Genomic DNA, 19568 nt, shown 5'->3' with positions numbered 1-19568 from the left:
GTTGAACCAATCGGATTTTACGGGCAATTGATCTCCCGCCTAACTCCCTTGTATTCGCCGAATTTTGAAGTGGGAGTCTTATTGCCCGTTAAAGCGGGATAAAGAAATCATTTACAGTATTTCTCATAAGAGGTGACGCAGTGAAAAACAGAAGTATCGTCTTTAAACTATTTTTATTAACATCCACTTTATTTACAATCATATTCCTACTTTTTTTCCTAGGACAATCTCTATTTTTAGAGAAATTTTATATTAATAAGAAAGTAAAAACAGTCCAAACTGCTTTTGAAAAATTCGTAGATAATTATGATAAAAGTGATAAAAGTTATGAGCAGGTTAGAAAACTAAAACAAGAATTTCATGATAAAACAAATGCCGATATGCAGTTTTTGGATTCTAACGGTATTATTAAAAGTGATAACAATTACTATATCGATGTATTTAATCCCAACAATAATAAACAGTATTCCATTCCACTCAATAATCTTTTAACACCAGAAGAATATAATAAATTCGAAAATTTAGGTTTAAAAAAAGATGTAATAATCAATGTTGATGGAGTCGTACAAGAGAATAATATAATCACACCACAAAAATTAGGAACGAATTATAATCAATGGCAGAACGAACATTTCTATTCGGATTTTCAGTCAATTAATGGTAACCCTTCTAAGAACAGACTTGCAAGCCGATACAAATCTACAACTCGAATTGTCTTTACAGGTGTTATAACTAAGTTACAGCTCCCATCCAAAGCGGAGGTTCGTCTTGCAAATGATATTGAAACATTACAAGCCGTTCAATATTTTGCAGATATGATTAGAGAGGGAACTTCTAACTCGAACCAATTAAGTACTTTCATATTAGATGGTGGAGAAAATATAAAAAATAGTATCTTTGTAAAACCGATTATAGAAAATGGAAGGATTACAGAATACGCTTTTGCGATAGCATCTTTGCAGCCTGTTAATGAAGCGATGCTCGTTTTAAAAGATTATTATGTCTATGCCTTAATCATCGTGTTTCTCGTAATTATTTTGTTATCCTTCTACTACTCAAAAATCATTGTTAAGCCATTAATTAAAATAAATCGTGTTACAAAAAAAATGGCTAATTTTGATTTCAGCGAGAAATTACCTGTTACAGCTGACGATGAAATTGGCGGGCTTTCTGGCAGTATCAATACATTATCTGTAAATTTAAAAGATCGCATCGATCGATTAAATGTTGCTAATACAAAGTTACAACAAGATATTGAACGTGAACGTCAATTAGAAAAAACAAGAAAAGAATTCATTTCTGGCGTATCACACGAATTAAAAACACCGCTAAGTGTAATTAGAAGTTTTGCAGAAGGAATTAAAGATGGTGTTAGTAAGGATACTTCGTATTATACTGATGTTATTTTAGAAGAAACAGAAAATATGAACAGGCTGATTGTTGAAATGTTAGAATTAGCAAAGTTGGAATCTGGTACTTACAAACTAGATATGACGACGTTCTCAATCGGTGAATTAACGCAACAAGTCTACACAAAATTATTATTTAGCATGGAAGAAAAACATTTACAAGTGAACATCGATGCAGACCCTTCTATACTTGTTAAAGCAAATCGCAGTCGCATTGAGCAAGTAGTTGTGAACTTACTAAGTAATGCAATCCGTTATACGCCAGAGGGAGAAAAAATACAAGTCTCCATTATAGAAGCAGAAGATACCGTAAAAGTCGAAATCGAGAATACAGGAAACCCTATCCCTGAAGAAAGTCTTGAAAAAATTTGGGATCGCTTCTATCGTCTAGATGCATCACGTAGCCGTCACACTGGAGGTACCGGTCTCGGATTATCTATTGTAAAAAACATTTTAGACCTCCATCATGCCGAGTATGGTGTGTATAATACGACTAACAGTGTTGTATTCTATTTCAATTTACAAAAAGTAAAAGAAGTCAAATAATTTGTCTTAATTTCACTAGGAGTTCACATGAAATTCACACTCTCCCTTTATAGTAAGAAACAAGTTAATCCTTTCCTTTACACATATAAAAGAGGAGAGTGCGTGAAATGAAACAAGCAGGACAACCTATTCAAAATGAAAAACAATTAGAAACTATCAAAAATATACTTTTACAATCTTCGAAACGTGATGGCTTATTATTCGTATTAGCTGTAAATTCTGGCTTAAAAGTAAGTGAAATCTTACAATTAAAAGTTAGTGATGTAATCGATGAAAATGAAAATGTTCGCCATTCCATTTTATTTTACAATGAAAAAGTGAAGAAACATAAATGGTTTGCTGTAAATGAAGACTTACAGCACGCAATCGAAGACTACATGAAAGAACGTAAAACTTGGAAACGTAATGAACCATTGCTAAAATCTCAAAAAGGAACAAAATCTATTACGAGACAACATGCATGGTACATTTTAAACAAAGCTGCAAAAGAAGTTGGATTAGAAGGGATTAGCTCACATACACTTCGAAAAACTTGGGGTTATTGTGCATACAAATCAGGTGTTGATATTGCGTTTTTACAACACTTCTTTGATCACAGTACTCCATCAAAAACTTTAAAGTATATCGGTATTGCTTAATAACTCTTATACATAAAAAAGGTTACCATTTGAAAATTTGGTAACCTTTTTTATATTTCATATTCTCTTTTCTTGTCTCTCCTATACTGTAGTGGTACTCTAATAATAAGGGGGAGAAATTATGAACACACTTACAATTGAATTACCAAAAGAAACGGCTGAAAAACTTGATTTATTAAAACAAGCTTATGAAAAGAAAACAGGTGCTTCTATCTCTGAGAGCACTCTCGTTCAAACACTTATCTCAAAAGAATTTATCCAAGCGATAACTCCTTTTGATTTACAACAATTCGTCAACGGAAAAGAACAGCATTAATGCTGTTCTTTTTTTATCTCTATTTAAAATATACAAAGTTTTTTATATATTTTTAGAAAAACCATTGACAATGATAATGATAACCATTATCATTTATTATGAAGCCAACAATTGATGAATCAACCAAACGCTCAGTAACATTGTTACCCCTCTTTTTCATATAGAAAGGCACTGTACATTCCCCCTGTTTGTACAGTGCCTTTCTTGTTTATTATCATTCAAAAAAATTTAATTGCTCCGGCTTCGGCTCACCATATGTAATGTTCATCATTTTCATAAGCTGTTTCGCATTATCTGCTGCATCGCCGCCCGAATTATTGTTAAATAGTACGTATATGTCCTTTGTCTTCTTTTTTAATTGTTCTAGTCTTTCTACCCATTCTTCTAATTCTTTATTGTTGTAGCGATATAAGCAACGCACCGCTCTCCAATTTTCCCCTTTATCAAGCCAGCCATGAACATTCCGGCCATGAAAACGTATTAACACCATCTCTGCATTCGTTACTTCTAATACAAGCGGTACTGAACCCATCCCTGCCTGTGGCTCATCACAAATTGTATGAATCCATTTCTCCAGCTCTAGGAACTGTAACGTCTTATCTCTCATTTTTGGATAAAACCATGTTTGATTTCGAAATTCTATCGCACACGGCAAACCTTCCATTTTTTCTTTTGTATATCGGAGAAAATCTACATTTTTCTTTTTACAATCAAACCATGGTGGATATTGAAATAAAATCGTTTTTAATTTACCAGCTTCAATTAAAGGAAGAATAGATTGTTTATATACATCAAACATCTCATCGAACGTAGAAAAAGGAATTTCACCTTTCATATGTCCTGTCATTCCTTGATATGCTTTTACGATAAAAGAAAAATCTTTCGGTGTTTCCATTGCCCATTTTGTATAGTTTCGTGCAGGTTGCATCGCATAAAATGAGCTATCCACTTCTACTATAGGAAAATACTCGCTGTATGTTCGTAATTTATTTCTATTTTCATAGGGATTTATGTATAAAGAATCATGATCTCCCCATCCTGTCACTCCAATAAACAGCACATATACCCCTCCCTTTTTAACTTCATCTTCTATTCACTTTCCAAACACTTTGCATCATGTAGCCTTTTCTTTAAGAGTATCCTTATAAAAATATGATATACTATATGGAAGAATTTTTAAAATGAGGGGTTATTTATTTATGCTTCCAAACGATGCTACTGTATCTCATGAAAAACGAATTGAAGAACTAGAAAATAAAGTACGTTTTTATGAAGAACTTGTGAATCAATTACCACATCATTTCACATACAAAAATCCACATATTGGTTTACGAATAAAGAAAACTAGAACAACCCATTCCATTCAAGAAATACCAAAAGAGAATAAAGAGGCTCATTTTCAACTTACTTGTGATTCATTATTTTTATTTGAACAACTCGAAAAACACTTTGTACATATTTTTGATGCCTTTTCACATCATGTAACCTTTGTCGATAATAAAGGGAATATTACTTTATGTAATCAAGTTGCTGCAGATGATTTCGGTGTAATACGAAATGATATTATCGGAAAACCGATTCAACAATTACTAAACTTGCCGGAAGAAAAAATTAAAGCGATTGAAACATTAAAAACGGGAACAGAAATATATAATGAAGAAGTTTTAGACAAAAACTATGGCATTATAAATAACCGAATTATTCGTGATTATAACGGGGAGATTTTTAGAGTTATTAGTGTCTTTCATTATTTAAATACAGAACGTGATGCAGAGAAGTTTTCGTTAGCAGGGCGAATCGCAGCTGGAATTGCACACGAAGTACGAAATCCTCTTACAACAGTACGAGGATATTTACAATTTTTACAAGAAAGTGTTTCTCCATCTAATAAAGAACTATTTAAAAATTTACTTATTCCTGAATTAGATCGAGCAAATAGTATCATTACAAAATTTTTATCTCTTTCAAAAACACGTGAATTTAAAAGAGAACCCTTTCCCATTAATACATTTTTACGTGAGTATATTCAACAGTTACTAGCTAGCGAAGTCTTTTTACATAACATTTCAATTGATTATAATTTTTCTACCGAATTAGATGATATATTAGTTCATATTGATCGTCATGAACTTGTGCAAGTTTTTTTAAACTTATTCCAGAACGCCGTCGATGCTCAAGGAGAAAAAAAACTTTCTATCCAAATCACTAGTTACCGCCTAGATAATTTTGTTCGTATTACTTTCACTGATAATGGGACTGGTATTCCACCAGCGATTCAAGACTATATCTTTGATCCATTCTTCTCAACAAAAGATTCCGGCACAGGTTTGGGCTTGTCAGTAACGAAAAAAATTATTCAAAATCATAACGGTACATTAAAAATGACTAGTAATGAAGATGGTACTACTTTTACTATTTCAATTCCAATCTTACCTAAAACAGCCCTTGAAAGATTAAATCAATACAAATAAAATCCAATCCACGAACTGCATGTCAATTGTTACATCCTTCAACAATTGACATGCAGTTTTTATGTTGAACTTTTCTTCTTTACATTATATAAAACCTTCTCTATGTTTTACTTATTTTTTTAGAAATGGTAGTTTGTCCAGCACGGATTTAGTAGAAATTTCATTTTAATATATAGTAATGACTATTGATTCTATGAAAGAAAGGAATGAAAAGATGAACAATAAAAATAAAGGAAAAGTATTTTATGGTAATGATTGTTGTGAAGCCAGAACTTGCAGTCACATTAACATCTCTAAGTCCGAACTTACAGAATTCGTTAGACTTCTTCAAGCTCTTGGCCAAGCTATTCTAGTTCAATATGGATCTGGTTGCCTAGGCGGAGGAACTACGGGGACTACTGGTGCTCAAGGGGCTCAACAAGGACCTGCGGGCGATACAACTGCGACACTATCTGTCTTCCGAATTTACTAACCACAATTTCCGAAAATATTTTGGGAGGACTAAGCACATTTATAAGTAATAGATGTGATTTTGATTGACTATTAAATCTCTCTTTTAATAAAAAGGAGCACTTGTTTGGGAGGATAAGTGCTCCTTCTTTACGTTTCTTTACCTCAAATTTACTCTATCTTAATCCTCATTTTGTATGATAAATAATGAAGTCAAAGATATGAAAGAGGGATGAAAAATGAGAGTTATGTCACCGATACGCATTTGGATTGCTCTTATGATATGCATTATTTTATGTGTAGGATTTTTTTTAACTCTAAAATATTCCACTATTTCAAAAGCAGAGAGAAAAACAGTTCCATACACACTTTTGTATACGAAACAAAACAACATCCTTTATTCCAATTCCACAAATAATGAAAAAAAAGTTATAAAAGGAATGCTTATTACGGAAGCTCCTAGTTACGAAACTCTACTTCAAATTGCTGAAACGATTAAAAATCAATATACAAATAAAGGAATTGATGAAATCACGCTGTCTATCCATAATGAAAATAATGGTAGTTATGAAGAAGAATTACTATACGAACCGATTAGTAAAGGAACAATAATCATCACATACGATTCCCAATCCTTTGGCAGTACGAACATTACTCTTAATGAATAGTAGCATTTACCTCACAAATTATGAGCAAACTTTATTTTTCACATGAGAAAGAGGCGAATAACGAAATTCGCCTCTTTTTTTACCATAATGATGGAATCCACTCTTTCACTTTATTAAACCACTCTTGCTGTTCTTTTTTCCTTTGTTGTTCTTCTTCTTGCCTTTTCTTTTCTTCTTCTTTTCTTCGCTTTTCTTCTTCAATTGTTTGCAATTGTTTTTTATAGTCCGCTTCAGATATTAACGACAATTGGAACGCTTTTTGGGCTGGGTTTGCATTTGCTTTTTTCATGATATCCCGGAACATCGTCGTTGTAATTTGACTACCACCTGGAACATAATGCTCGCTATCTGTTTTGTCATATCCTACCCAAATCGCACTTACTAAATCTGGTGTGTATCCTACAAACCACGAGTCCTTTGCCCCTACGCTCGGACCATTTACAAGTTGAGTAGTCCCTGTCTTTCCTGCTGTATCAACATTAGTAACTTTCGCTTTTCCACCTGTTCCCTTTTCTACAACACCTTTTAATAAATACGTCATCTTTTGAGCAATTTTCTCACTCGTCACTCGTGTCTCTTTCTTATACCATTTCCCTATTATTTCTCCTTCAGCATTTTGAACTTCTCTAATTGCATGAGCCTCTACTTGAACCCCATCATTAGCAAATGTACTATATGCTTGGGCCATTACAAATGGTGATGTCCCTACATGCATCCCACCTAAAGCAATTGGATACGTACGGTCTTCTGGTACTAATGGAATACCAAATCGCTCTAAAGATTTCAATCCTTTATCTAATCCTATTTGTTCTAATAGCCACACAGCGGAAACATTATACGACTTTGCTACCGCTTCATACATTGTCACATTACCATGAAAAGCCTGATCACTATTTTTCGGTTCATATTCTTTAATATGAAATGGTTCATCCTTTAATATATCGTATACTTCATACCCTTGTTCTAAAGCGGGTACATATACAGCTAGAGGCTTTAACGTTGAACCTGGTTGTCTTTTTAATTGCGTAGCATGATTAAATTGTAAAAACTGATATGGTCCTCTACCACCAACTAAAGCTGGAACACCGCCTGTTTTGGGATTTATAAGAACTACACCCGTTTGCATAAGTTGGTCTGAGCCACTATCTTTGAAATAACTATCATTATTCACAACGTCTTCTACAGCCTGTTGTTTTTTCGGGTCAAGCTCTGTATAAATACGATAACCACCCGCTAAAATTTCATTTTGTGTTAATTCGTACTTTTCCATCGCTTCTCTAACAATATAGTCTACATATTGAGAGTATTTTCCCTTATATTTATCATCAACGCCACGTTTTAACACAAGTCCGCTCTCTTTTTCTTTATTATACTGTTCGTCAGAAATATACCCTTGCTCTTTCATTAAACTTAATACGACATTACGTCTTTCAATTGACTTGTTAAAGTTTTTATAAGGTGAATACGCAGATGGTGCTTTAATCAAGCCCGCAATCGTTGCAGCTTCTGAAATTGTTAAATCTTTTACATCTTTATCAAAATAAGATTTAGCTGCCCTTTTTATACCCCAAGCACCTTCACCAAAATAAATTTGGTTCATATACATTTCAATGATTTCATCTTTCGTATACGTGCGCTCTATTTTTTTCGTTAAAAAATATTCCTTTATTTTTCGAGAGTATGTGCGGTCTTGTGTCAGAAATACATTTTTCGCAAGTTGTTGTGTTATTGTACTTCCCCCTGCTACAACTTCTCCTGCTGTAATATTTTTAAAAACCGCACTTATAATTCCACTATAATAAATACCATGATGGTTAAAAAATTCCTTATCTTCTACTGCAACAATTGCCTGAACCATAATATCAGGAATATCTTTTCTTTTAACGCCTTCTGTTTTCGAGGAAGCTAATTTAGTTGCGACCTCATTATTTGCATCATAAATTAAAGTCGGTTGTGGAACAGCTTGTTTTAATTCAGATATGTCTTGAATGGAAATTATTATATTTACAGCAATAAATAGAGTAACGAATACACTTCCCAATACAATTAATGAATTACGAAGTTTCTTCCTCTTATTGAACCACTCAAGCATTTTTTTAAAATGAGTGTTCTTCAATTTCATTCGTTCACTTCCTTCATTTATTTACACTCTTCTTTTTAAAAGGAAGAATATACCGCCTTTTAAATTTATTATAATAACGTAGTCATTCCTATAGTGTAAAGCTTTTCTTTTACATTCATACTTTTTGCAAGAAAAGGACATTCTACAAGTAAGATATTCACTATTGGATATTAATATTATTAATAGAACAACGAGAGTTATGTTAAGTTTTTGTAAACTTTTCGATAAAATGTTTTAAAAAACGACAGTTTTTTGTTAGAATTGATTAGCCAATATATTTTACATATATTACTTTTGTGGGGGTAACAATAATGGTCTTTAAATCAAAAAAAGATAAATTTTCTGAAATGTTAATGAATGTTTCCGAAAATTTAAAAGAAGGCGCGCAGTTTTTCGTGGAGTATAAAATTAAAAATGCTAGCGATTTAAAAGAGTTTTCTATGCGCATGAAAGAGTATGAGTCAAAAGGTGACTCATTTATTCACGAAATCATTATGGAGTTAAACAAAGCGTTTATCACTCCGATTGAGCGTGAGGACATCCTACAACTTGCAATGAGTATGGATGATGTATTAGACGGATTAGATCACAGTGCTGGTCTGTTCGAAATGTATTCTATTACAGAAGCTGATGAATACATGATTAAATTCGTAGAAGCAATTAATCAATGTGCGATTGAGATTGCAAACTCTGTTGAATTAATGTCTAACAAAAAATTAGTCGACATTCGTACAAATGCGATTAAGATTAAGGATTATGAATCACAGTGTGATGATATTCGCCGTCATGCGATTAAGAACTTATTCTCTCGTGAAAAAGATCCGATTAAGATTATTCAATTTAAAGAGATTTACGAAGAGCTTGAAGAAGTAGCTGATAGCTGTCAAAGCGTTGCAAACGTATTAGAAACAATTATTATGAAGAACGCGTAAGGAGTTTGATCATGGATACACTCTTGATACTAACCGTTTTAGTAGTCATTTGCGCTTTAGCTTTTGACTTTATCAATGGATTTCACGATACAGCAAACGCTATTGCAACGGCTGTTTCAACGAAAGCTCTAAAGCCTAGACATGCCATTATTATGGCGGCTATTATGAACTTTTTAGGCGCAATGACATTTACAGGTGTAGCAAAAACGATTACAAAAGATATCGTTGATCCATTCGCCTTACAAAATGGTTCTCTTGTAATTTTAGCTGCTTTGCTTGCGGCGATAGCTTGGAACTTAATTACTTGGTACTACGGTATTCCAAGTAGTTCTTCGCATGCAATTATCGGCTCAATCGCAGGTGCAGCAATTGCGGCCGCTGGGATTAGCTCGCTAAATCTTAAAGGATTTATTAAAATTATTGAAGCTTTAATCATTTCACCGATTATCGCTTTCGTTATTGGTTATACCGTATACAGTATTTTTAAAGTAGTATTTAAAAACTTTAACTTAACAAAAACGAATAAGAACTTCCGTATATTCCAGATTTTCACTGCAGCATTACAAGCCTACACACACGGTACGAATGATGCACAAAAAGCAATGGGAATCATTACGATGGCTCTTATGGCTAATAACTATCATACTTCTAGCGATATCCCGTTCTGGGTACAATTATCTTGTGCTATCGCAATGGGGCTTGGTACTTCTGTCGGCGGATGGAAAATTATTAAAACTGTCGGTGGACAAATTATGAAAATTCGTCCTGTAAATGGTGTAGCTGCCGATTTATCATCATCACTTGTTATTTTCGGTGCAACATTCATTCACTTACCGGTTAGTACGACGCACGTTATCTCTTCTTCTATTTTAGGGGTTGGTGCTTCTCACCGTGTGAAAGGGGTAAAATGGGGAACTGCAAAACGCATGTTAATTACATGGGTTATTACACTTCCTATTTCAGCTTCTTTAGCTGCTCTGTTTTACTACCTATTACATTTTGTTTTCTAATCAAAAGTCGTCTTCCTTATTTTTCTAGGAAGACGACTTTTTTGTGAACAAGCCTATTTCTCATTAAAAAGCGTGTATAATAATTGGTGGATAAGTTATTTAGAGGAGTTGGCAATTTTGGAATACATCATGTTACTTTTCATCGGACTAATCGCCGGAACAGTCGGCAGCCTAGTTGGGCTTGGAGGCGGAATTATTATTGTTCCGTTATTAATTGGATTACACAGTTTATCACCACAACTTGCAGTAGGGACTTCTATGGTAACAGTCGTTTTCACAGGACTATCTTCCACCCTTACTTACATGAAGCATAAGCGAGTAGATTATAAAAGTGGACTTATTTTATTTATCGGAAGCGGCCCTGGTGGTATTATCGGATCATGGGCAAATAAATTTTTAAACCAAGACACATTTTCTTTATACTTTGGGATTTTCCTTATATTCGTCTCAATTCTACTTATGCTTCGAGACAAATTAAAACCTCTTTCCCTCTCAAATACGTCTGTAATTAAGCGTTCTTTTACAGATAATGATGGAAATACTGTACACTACCAATTCCCACCGTTTCTTGCTATCTTTATCGCCTTTATAGTTGGGTTTATATCTGGATTATTTGGAATTGGTGGCGGTGCCTTACTTGTTCCAGCAATGATGCTTCTTTTTGCATTCCCAGCACATATTGCAGTAGCAACTTCAATGTTCATCGTATTTCTATCAGCAATTGTAAGTTCTGCAACTCACATCTCACTTGGAAATGTCAGCTGGATTTATGCATTAATCCTGATTCCGGGTGCATGGATTGGCGGAAAAATCGGGTCTTACATTAATACAAAACTAAGTGGTAACGCCGTAATTAATTTATTACGTATTACGTTGATTATTCTTGGAACTAGATTAATCATTATTTCCCTTTTATAACGTATTCTTTTTAGAATGCGTTTTTCTTAGAACCTGTCTAGAATCTTTTCAATAAAATTGCCACACCTGCCAATAAGCAACTTTGTCTACTGTTTTCAAGTGTTCGTTCACAGTTTTTCCACAGTCTGCGGTAATTTTCCAACCAAGCAAAAGTTCGCTCTACGATCCAGCGTTTGGGTAACACAACAAACTTGTGAAGTTCCGAGCGTTTGATAATTTCAACTGAACAATGAATCGTTTCTTTTATCGATTGTGCAAATGATGGGCCCGTATATCCACCATCACAAAGTATATTTGTCACTTTGTCCAATGATTTTTTATGCTTTTCACACATTTGGATAGCACCTTCTCGATCTGTTATATTCGCAGTTGTTACTTCAATCGCATGAATGAGACCATTGGTGTCTACAGCGATATGTCGTTTGATTCCTGATACTTTCTTTCCCGCATCGTAGCCTTTTTCACTCGCTATCCATGTGTTTTTTACACTTTGTGCATCTACGATGCAGAAGCTTGTCTGTTTTTTTCGCCCCTCTTGTTCACGATAGGTTTCGATCAATTTTTTTATGCACTTTTTCAAGAAGACTTATGCCATTCTCGTCTACTTTCCGCCAAATCTGGTAGTAGGAATAGACGGTTTTCCAGTTTGGAAAGTCCCTTGGCAGATTACGCCATTGACAACCTGTCGTAAGCAAATATAGTACACCGCAGAATACCTCGTACAAATCAACTGTGCGTGGGCGCGTCGTTTTCCGTGCATTTTCTAAATCTTCACGAATCAGTTCAAACTGTTTACGAGTAATATTACTGGTATAATCATGTATCATTAGGAAACATCCTTTTTTGTATAGATTATATCATAGATTTCAGACAGGTTCTTATACACATGAATATAAAAATCCTCCGAGGAGAACAAATAAAATTAAACAAACACATAATAACATATAATTTGAAATATGTACTTTCTTCAAGTTGACCACTCCTATAACTGCGACTGTTATCTTTATGATAGCGAAAAAATAGTTCACTTGCAGTTACAGAGTGTTAACAATGCAAAATCAATTATTACAAATTTTATCCTTATATTTCATTTCTTTGTATATTCTATCGATTTAATAAAAAAAGATGTCATATTGACATCTTTTTTAATGAAGAAGTGACCACCCCATGAAGTCTTCATGTACTTGGCACGCCCTCTTATCGTTTCGATCATATAATTCAGCATAGCTATCTGTTTCTTCATCATAAGCCATCGTATAAATAATTTGGCCGTCTACTTCAACGGATAAAACGACTCCACCTTTCATCTCTTCTACATGAATGATAGCATTCGCCGGAATTCTCATATCCGTCATTCTCATCGCATCTAACAATATACTAAACCCCCTACAGCGTATTCATTGCTAGTACTATTACACACTAAATAGTATACTACTGTAATAGCATACATTTCGTCAATGAAATTGCTGTTGAAATAGCATATTGTCTATATACATATACGCTAAAATAGAAGAAATAGAAACATATTAATGGGGGGCTAACATTGATTCTACACAAAGGAGATGTACTATTCCGTCAAGGCGAGGACGGTCCTTTATACTTTATAAAAACAGGCTTATTAAAAGTAGTTCGGCTAGAAGAAAACGGAACACCATTTTTATTCAATATTATCGTTCCAGGTGAAACGATACCTCATCATTCTTTAATTTCACCGAAAGAATATCACGGTACAGCTATCGCTTTAATAAAAACAGAAGTGGAACCGATCACTAGTAGTGAATGGTATGAGAGGCTTCAAGCAAATCCCGAATCGTATGCTAACATTGCTATGCAATTGCAATCTAAATTAAGAATGATGCAACAACGAATTGATCAATTGACAACCGTCTCTCCGAAAGAACGTCTTCATCGTTTACAAGAATGGTTCACTCTATATTTAGGTGACATTCCTATATATGAAATATTAACACAAACCGAAATTGGCCAACTGATAGGTATACGCCGTGAAACAGTAAACCGTTTATTACGAGAACAAATAAAAAACGAGGTAAAATAAATACCTCGTTTTTTTGCTTATTGTAAGCTTGTTGCTGGGCCGAAAAATTCATAATGAATATGCTCTTGTTTCACACTTAAATCAGTTAGTGCAGCATTTATATGCTTCATAAATGCTACTGGACCACAGAAATAGAACTCTGCTTCAGTTGTCGGAATAATAGTTTTTAACCATTCACTTTCAATGAAACCTTCTTTATCAAAGTTCTTCATTTCTAAATCTTTTTCAGTCGGTGCAGAATAACAAGTATATGCTTTAACTTGTTCATATTCATTTTCTACTGCCTTAACGTGTTCTTTCATTGCATGTGTATTACTATTTATTGCTGCATGAACAAAATATACATTACGTTTTGAATCTTGTTCAATTAACGTATTTAACATACTCATCATCGGTGTAATCCCTACTCCACCACTAATTAGTACAACTGGTAATGTTGAATCCATATTTAACACGAAATCTCCCGCTGGTGCACTTACTGGTAAAACATCTCCTTCTTTTACATGTTCATGTAAGTAATTAGACACTTTACCGTCTGGTGTATCTACACCTTTTTCTTTTTTTACACTAATACGATAATATTCTTTCCCAGGAGCATCGGATAAACTGTATTGACGATTATGTGTATATGTCTCACCTTCAATATTGATTTGAATCGTTACATATTGACCTGGGATGAATGAAGAAACTTTCCCTCCATCTTCAGGTTTCAAATAAAATGACGTAATAACATCGCTTTCCTTCACTTTTTTTACAATCACAAAGTTGCGGAAGTCTTTCCATCCACCTTCTTTATGTGCAGCTTCTTCATACATCTCTGCTTCAATGCTAATGAATGCATCAGCAATGACACCATATGCTTCTCCCCATGCATTTAAAACTTCATCAGGTGCACCTGCGACCTCTTTAATGGCACGTAGTAAACATGTACCTACAATCGGATAATGCTCTGCTTTAATACCTAAACTTCTATGCTTATGACCAATTTGTTTTACAACTGGAATAATAGCTTCTAAATTATCAATGTACGTTGCAGCTGCATAAACAGCATTCGCTAACGCTTGTTGTTGTCTTCCCTTTTTCTGATTTGTATGGTTGAAAATATTCAATAACTCCGGATGTTCCGAAAATAAAATTTCATAAAATCTCGTTGTAATTTCAACGCCTTTTTCTTGTAATAATGGTACTGTTGACTTTACGATTTCAATTGTTTTTGCACTTAACATTGTATCCCACTCCTCTATTTCCTTAACTGTTTTTAGTTTAACTGAATCTTATAATGCAGATTGTGATTTTAATCACTATTAACACGGTGTTTTTGTGAATAATATATGAACATTGCATTTACAAAAGAAAATAAGCTAACTAGAATTCTAGCTAGCTTATTATTTTGTTTGTATAGCTTGTTCGATTACTTTTATATCTTTCCCATCGCCAAACTCCGTATACCCCCAGATATTCGTTTCACCTCTATATTTATTTACGATAATATCCAAGTCATGATATACACGGTGAGCATACACTACATACTCAATATTTTGAAGTTCCACACCTTTTTTTACAATTTCATAGCTTCTATTTACATCGCGTTTTATTTTTTCATTCTTTATTTCCGTATGTATATTTTTTAAAGATTGTTCTTGTTGTTGAAACCATTGCTTAAATTGATTCCAATCCCCATCTGTATAATTCTCTGCTTTACCATAATTTAAGAAATTATTATAGCTTTCATGTGTCATTCGAATAAAATCTAGCACTTTTGTCTCTTCTTGCACATCTTCTATTTGAGCTATTGTATTTACCTCAGCAGGCTTATTTGCATAATGTAACAGCACTTTCATAAGACTATAACTCGCAATGATCATCACGATAATAATACCTAATACATTTAACAATTTCTTCATACACAGAACTCCTTCTCTACTAAAAATATTACAATGTATGACTATACTTGTAACTTTCTCTCGTAGAAATATAATTCCTGTATAAATTCTTCCTATCATTTCGACAATATTTTTCTATACATTTCTCGTTGGCAAATGTTCTTGTAAAACAATATATCCTTCATAAGCTGTGTAACCGAGTATAGCCATTAATCCGATATAACAAGCAAATACTGTCCATTTCGTTTTCGCATCCACTTTATAATAGTTTTCTTGTTGTTCCTTTTCTGTTTTCCACTCATTTAATTTTCTTTCTGACGCTTCAAATGCTTCCCTTATGTGAATTGTATACTCATCTTTTTCATCTTCATATGGAACATAATCTAACGGTTCGAACTTCGGTAAAAGATACTCTAACACTTCCATTTTTTGAAGTTCACCTATTTGTAACTCTTTTTCCCGTTCTCTTTGTCTTAATGCATTCATCTCATGATGCATCACGTATATAGTCCGATGTACAGCACCCGTTTCTTTTAATTCCTCTTCAAGCCTAGTAACATATTCTTTCATCCCATCAATTTTATGCCCTAATTCCTTAATCGGCTCATCTCTCTTTATTACTCTATATAACTCCATACAACCGATAATAACAATAAATCCTCCCAAAATACTTTTAAAGTAAATTGAATAGCCAAGTAATAAAATAAGGCCTGCTCCCCAAATTTTAGTACTGACAACTGAAATAATTCGCCCACCATCTAGCGGCGAAACGGGAATTAAATTAAAGAAATTAATCATACTTCCAAGCAAAATAACAAGCGCCCAAAATGGCTCTTTCGTCATTATATAAAGCGGTATCGCCGGTAAAAATGACAGAAGTCCGAAAAGCGGACCCATATAGGCAATGTAAGCTTCCTCTTTCGCATTTTTCGGCATCTCTTTCATTCCAATAAGAGCCCCCATAAATGGAATAAAGATTGCTGGCGATGTTGGGATCCCCTTTCTTTTCGCAGCCCATAAATGGCCCATTTCATGAACAAACAACAAATAAATGAGCGCCACTCCAAATTTCCAACCATATAGAACTGCGTATGCGCCAAGCGATAGAAACATACTAAATACCGTTGAAAACTTTGCTAATTTAAAAATTGCAAATACCCACTTTAACTTAGACAGTAAAAATAGACCTATCGCAACAATAATTCCCCATAATCCTTTTTTATTATTTTTCATATTCCTCTCCTTTATCTCTCATTAATGAATCATATCATTCATCAAAGCTTGTTCTTTTCTCTATTATGACATATTTTTTTCTATTGTTAGAAATAATGTTTATATAATCCATTTTCAGCCAAAAATATAAATAAAAGGAGGTGTACACAAATGAATTTACAATCTCTTATAATAGGTGCTCTATCGTTTTTAGCCTCAACTCTTATTTTTTATACCGTTAGTTACGTATTATTATTAGATTTGTTGCCCAATCACGTATTTATTGCCCTTGTCATCCTTTCCGCTCTTATGATTTCTTTTCTTATTACACGAAAATCAATGAATGAGCCATCTACAAAAGCAAAGTAATAGAGAGGGGTGCTTTCCCCTCTCTATTATCATTTCCTAGGAAAGGTCATATAGATTTGACAAGTTTACATTCATTCCAATCCGTAAGGGCTAATTAAAGTCTCACTTTATCTTTGAAAATTCATTTTTTCACCATAATCTTTAACAATCTGAATTATATTTTGAAACACACCTATTTTTTCTTTTTCACTGTTTAATATTTTCAAATCATAATTTTCGTAATATGTTTCTAATGATTTTAATTGTGATTCTGAAGCGCTGTTTATCGGAACAGTAGCATGTAATTCATATTGCTTATACCCTTCCTTTACTTTTTCACCTAAAATCATTTCACTCTCTTTTGCTCCAATTAATTTTTGAACTTTTTCTGGAAAATTGAGTTGCAAATAATATTCTTGCTCCTTCACTAACTTATTGTATAGTGATTGTGAAATCGTATACCGTACCGTATAATTCACGTTTTGATCGCCTGTTTTAATATGAAACGCGGTAATCTGCAAATCTTTTTTTGTTACTTCCGTTAAAGGGCTTACCTGCATCTCATCTTCTTTTTGTTCTGAGACATTTGGAAATATATCCAAAAGCTTTTCCGTATCTTTTTCATTCAACATATACATAGCTTTCTTATATTGCACCCATCCTCGTCTATCTTCTCCCCTTAACCATGCATAATAAGTTTCTTTTTTCCCATCTCTACTAATTTGTATTTCATATTCAGGTTCACCGAAGCTTCCTGTTATTTCTTGTTTCTCAGCTTTATTCAAAATGTCTATTACTAACTTCGCTTCTGATTCCTGCAACTTTTTCTCTTTATGTTTTTTTTGTATAACGGTTACCCCTATTGTTTCTTTCACTTCATTCACCGTCTCTTCTACTTTTTTTGTTTCTTTTTTCGGTTCAACTTGACCACAAGCTGCTAGTAACATAACAAACAACAACACCAATACATATTTCCCTTTCAAATTAATCCTCCTCTTACGATAAGAAATCCTTATAATCTTCATACATAAAACAAAAACGTGACATCCTATTAAATACGCTATACTAATCATTGAAAGGAGGTCTTTATCATGTCCATTAATTTTCATGATGAAAATAATAAGTACACATATGCAATAAGAAACGCTCATATTTCTTGGGCTGAAATGGTAAAAAACATTACAGAAATACAAAACAAGCAAATAATTGATATCGGCTGTGGTGGTGGGATTTATACGAAAGAACTCGCTCTTATGGGAGCCAAAAATGTTGTGGGACTTGATTTTTCAAAAGAAATATTACAAGCTGCAAAAGAAAATTGTAACAACTTTTCAAACATTTCATTCATCCACGGTGATGCACATAATATCCCATACCCTAATGAAACATTCGACATAGTTATTTCGCGTGCAGTTATTCATCATTTACAAGACATTCCTACATTTTTACGTGAAGCTTCTCGTATATTAAATAAAAACGGTGTACTTATTTTACAAGATCGAACAATTGAAGATTGTACAATTCCAGGAAGTCCCGAACACATTCGCGGATATTTTTTCTCTCTATTTCCAAAACTTATTGAAATAGAGTCAAAAAGACGTCCAAAAACCAACACTATACAGACAGAATTACAAAAACATTCTCTTCATGTACTTCCCGCACAAACACAATGGGAAATACGAAAAATACATGATTCTGTAGAAGCATTATTGCAAGATTTATCTCCTCGAACAGGTCGATCCATTCTATATGAGTTAACAGATGATGAACTTTCTCAACTTCTACAACATATACAGACCGCATTACAAAACGTCTCTCCTATTATTGAAAGAGATCGATGGACAATTTGGAGCGCCATGAAGTTGTAAGGAAGGAAGCCTCACAAAATAATGTGAGGCTTCCTTTCTTTCATAATCTAATTTTGCAACACTCTTGATATCCTCCACTTCTGGCCTGTGCACTTCCACACTTCGGACATACTAAATATCTAGACTGATTTGTCAATAAACTACCTTTTTGAAAGAGTAAAACTTCTGCTTGTTTAAACGAACGCGAATAATATAACCACATAAAACCAATTATAGCAATAATGCCAAATAATACTCCCATCGCAAGCATTTCAGTCACCTCTTTTGGTTTGTTCTTTCCAGCAAGTGGATTGTTGTATTATTCTCTGTAAATTCAAACAATCCCTTCTTTACTCCTATAAATATCAACTTTCTCTATAAATTTTACAATTCTCCGTAAATTTTTACTCCTATTTTACAATTCATTATTCCTTTTGCAACAACGAATATCACTTTCGATATTTCCGTATATAAATATATCTTTCAAAAAACATATTGACTTTCTAAAAAAAACATGCAACAATACTGTCAGAATACTTGAATAAAAATTCATTGACGAGAACGAGTACGTTATAGAACTGTTCCCCAGAGAGTTGGCGATTTGCTGAAAGCCAACGTTCAGTGCGTAACCGAAAATCATCTCCGAGAAGTAGAACCGAATGTTACAGTAAGTTCTTACCGGCCGTCCCCCGTTACAAGGAACACGTATCATGTTGTACGTTGCAAAGCCGTATACATATAG

The 19568-nt window shown here is 33.7% G+C and carries 21 protein-coding genes and 1 other annotated feature (1 of these 22 running past the window's edge); of the genes, 12 read left to right on the top strand and 9 right to left on the bottom strand.

Features of this window, described 5'->3' with window-relative positions:
• The first annotated feature begins 140 nt into the window (after positions 1 to 140).
• The 3 genes from V6946_RS07745 (at position 141) to V6946_RS07735 (ending at position 2909) form a co-directional block, all read left to right on the top strand.
• The gene (locus V6946_RS07745; protein ID WP_000797516.1) at positions 141 to 1955 is read left to right on the top strand and encodes a cell wall metabolism sensor histidine kinase WalK; all 1815 of its coding nucleotides are present in this window, start codon (positions 141 to 143) and stop codon (positions 1953 to 1955) included.
• A 107-nt stretch (positions 1956 to 2062) separates the two neighbouring features.
• Positions 2063 to 2593 (top strand): tyrosine-type recombinase/integrase, encoded by a 531-nt coding sequence (locus V6946_RS07740; protein ID WP_000806236.1) that lies wholly within the window; start codon positions 2063 to 2065, stop codon positions 2591 to 2593.
• Between the two features lie 121 nt (positions 2594 to 2714).
• Positions 2715 to 2909 carry a DUF3924 domain-containing protein gene (locus tag V6946_RS07735; protein WP_001094860.1) on the top strand — a complete coding sequence of 65 codons (195 nt, stop codon included), beginning with the start codon at positions 2715 to 2717 and terminating at the stop codon, positions 2907 to 2909.
• A gap of 214 nt (positions 2910 to 3123) precedes the next feature.
• On the opposite strand, the gene V6946_RS07730 is transcribed toward V6946_RS07735, so the two are convergent.
• Positions 3124 to 3969, bottom strand: a complete 846-nt coding sequence (locus V6946_RS07730) for a DUF72 domain-containing protein (RefSeq protein WP_006924471.1) — start codon at positions 3967 to 3969, stop codon at positions 3124 to 3126.
• A gap of 139 nt (positions 3970 to 4108) precedes the next feature.
• On the opposite strand from V6946_RS07730, the gene V6946_RS07725 reads away from it, so the two are divergent.
• The 3 genes from V6946_RS07725 (at position 4109) to V6946_RS07715 (ending at position 6498) form a co-directional block, all read left to right on the top strand.
• Positions 4109 to 5380, top strand: a complete 1272-nt coding sequence (locus tag V6946_RS07725) for an ATP-binding protein (protein WP_000937244.1) — start codon at positions 4109 to 4111, stop codon at positions 5378 to 5380.
• A gap of 193 nt (positions 5381 to 5573) precedes the next feature.
• The gene (locus tag V6946_RS07720) at positions 5574 to 5852 is read left to right on the top strand and encodes a hypothetical protein (RefSeq protein WP_033692659.1); all 279 of its coding nucleotides are present in this window, start codon (positions 5574 to 5576) and stop codon (positions 5850 to 5852) included.
• Positions 5853 to 6069: 217 nt separating this feature from the next.
• Complete coding sequence (locus V6946_RS07715; protein WP_006915455.1) at positions 6070 to 6498, top strand: hypothetical protein; 429 nt, start codon at positions 6070 to 6072, stop codon at positions 6496 to 6498.
• A 79-nt stretch (positions 6499 to 6577) separates the two neighbouring features.
• On the opposite strand, the gene V6946_RS07710 is transcribed toward V6946_RS07715, so the two are convergent.
• Entirely contained in the window at positions 6578 to 8620 is a 2043-nt protein-coding gene (locus V6946_RS07710) for a PBP1A family penicillin-binding protein (protein WP_366981539.1), read from the bottom strand.
• A 311-nt stretch (positions 8621 to 8931) separates the two neighbouring features.
• On the opposite strand from V6946_RS07710, the gene V6946_RS07705 reads away from it, so the two are divergent.
• From V6946_RS07705 to V6946_RS07695, 3 genes are all read left to right on the top strand, one after another.
• Positions 8932 to 9552, top strand: a complete 621-nt coding sequence (locus tag V6946_RS07705; RefSeq protein WP_000231449.1) for a DUF47 domain-containing protein — start codon at positions 8932 to 8934, stop codon at positions 9550 to 9552.
• A gap of 11 nt (positions 9553 to 9563) precedes the next feature.
• On the top strand, positions 9564 to 10562 hold the full coding sequence (locus V6946_RS07700) for an inorganic phosphate transporter (RefSeq protein ID WP_000380273.1): 999 nt from the start codon (positions 9564 to 9566) through the stop codon (positions 10560 to 10562).
• 117 nt (positions 10563 to 10679) lie between these two features.
• A complete protein-coding gene (locus tag V6946_RS07695) occupies positions 10680 to 11480 on the top strand; it encodes a sulfite exporter TauE/SafE family protein (protein WP_366981540.1) in 801 nt (266 codons plus the stop codon).
• 37 nt (positions 11481 to 11517) lie between these two features.
• On the opposite strand, the gene V6946_RS07690 is transcribed toward V6946_RS07695, so the two are convergent.
• Positions 11518 to 12307 (bottom strand): IS5 family transposase gene (locus V6946_RS07690; RefSeq protein WP_372584424.1). Its coding sequence is split into 2 segments (ribosomal slippage): positions 11518 to 12048 and positions 12050 to 12307, totalling 789 coding nucleotides; the frame shifts between segments, so codons are not numbered across the junction.
• 318 nt (positions 12308 to 12625) lie between these two features.
• Positions 12626 to 12853 carry a hypothetical protein gene (locus V6946_RS07685; RefSeq protein WP_000883009.1) on the bottom strand — a complete coding sequence of 76 codons (228 nt, stop codon included), beginning with the start codon at positions 12851 to 12853 and terminating at the stop codon, positions 12626 to 12628.
• A 170-nt stretch (positions 12854 to 13023) separates the two neighbouring features.
• Here V6946_RS07685 and V6946_RS07680 point away from each other — a divergent pair, with 170 nt between their 5' ends.
• The gene (locus V6946_RS07680) at positions 13024 to 13536 is read left to right on the top strand and encodes a Crp/Fnr family transcriptional regulator (protein ID WP_000600589.1); all 513 of its coding nucleotides are present in this window, start codon (positions 13024 to 13026) and stop codon (positions 13534 to 13536) included.
• A gap of 17 nt (positions 13537 to 13553) precedes the next feature.
• Here V6946_RS07680 and hmpA read toward each other — a convergent pair whose 3' ends face one another.
• The 3 genes from hmpA to V6946_RS07665 form a co-directional block, all read right to left on the bottom strand.
• Entirely contained in the window at positions 13554 to 14762 is a 1209-nt protein-coding gene (hmpA, locus tag V6946_RS07675; RefSeq protein WP_006915513.1) for an NO-inducible flavohemoprotein, read from the bottom strand.
• Between the two features lie 159 nt (positions 14763 to 14921).
• Complete coding sequence (locus tag V6946_RS07670) at positions 14922 to 15440, bottom strand: hypothetical protein (RefSeq protein ID WP_000735227.1); 519 nt, start codon at positions 15438 to 15440, stop codon at positions 14922 to 14924.
• 114 nt (positions 15441 to 15554) lie between these two features.
• Positions 15555 to 16652, bottom strand: coding sequence for a site-2 protease family protein (locus V6946_RS07665; RefSeq protein WP_006915517.1), 1098 nt, complete (start codon positions 16650 to 16652; stop codon positions 15555 to 15557).
• 150 nt (positions 16653 to 16802) lie between these two features.
• Here V6946_RS07665 and V6946_RS07660 point away from each other — a divergent pair, with 150 nt between their 5' ends.
• Complete coding sequence (locus tag V6946_RS07660) at positions 16803 to 17000, top strand: hypothetical protein (protein ID WP_001053357.1); 198 nt, start codon at positions 16803 to 16805, stop codon at positions 16998 to 17000.
• Positions 17001 to 17107: 107 nt separating this feature from the next.
• Here the strand turns inward: V6946_RS07660 and V6946_RS07655 are convergent, their stop codons facing one another.
• A complete protein-coding gene (locus V6946_RS07655) occupies positions 17108 to 17962 on the bottom strand; it encodes a hypothetical protein (protein WP_006915519.1) in 855 nt (284 codons plus the stop codon).
• A 108-nt stretch (positions 17963 to 18070) separates the two neighbouring features.
• Between V6946_RS07655 and V6946_RS07650 the strand changes: the two genes are divergently transcribed.
• Positions 18071 to 18847, top strand: coding sequence for a class I SAM-dependent methyltransferase (locus V6946_RS07650; RefSeq protein WP_000026272.1), 777 nt, complete (start codon positions 18071 to 18073; stop codon positions 18845 to 18847).
• A 40-nt stretch (positions 18848 to 18887) separates the two neighbouring features.
• Here V6946_RS07650 and V6946_RS07645 read toward each other — a convergent pair whose 3' ends face one another.
• A complete protein-coding gene (locus V6946_RS07645; RefSeq protein WP_000880630.1) occupies positions 18888 to 19097 on the bottom strand; it encodes a hypothetical protein in 210 nt (69 codons plus the stop codon).
• Between the two features lie 272 nt (positions 19098 to 19369).
• Positions 19370 to 19568, top strand: a binding site (T-box leader) (it continues 60 nt past the right edge of the window).

The sequence above is a fragment of the Bacillus sp. PPSBB_2 genome (assembly GCF_045291115.1).
Taxonomy (GTDB): domain Bacteria; phylum Bacillota; class Bacilli; order Bacillales; family Bacillaceae_G; genus Bacillus_A; species Bacillus_A cereus.
This window is presented reverse-complemented; position numbering and strand designations above follow the sequence as displayed.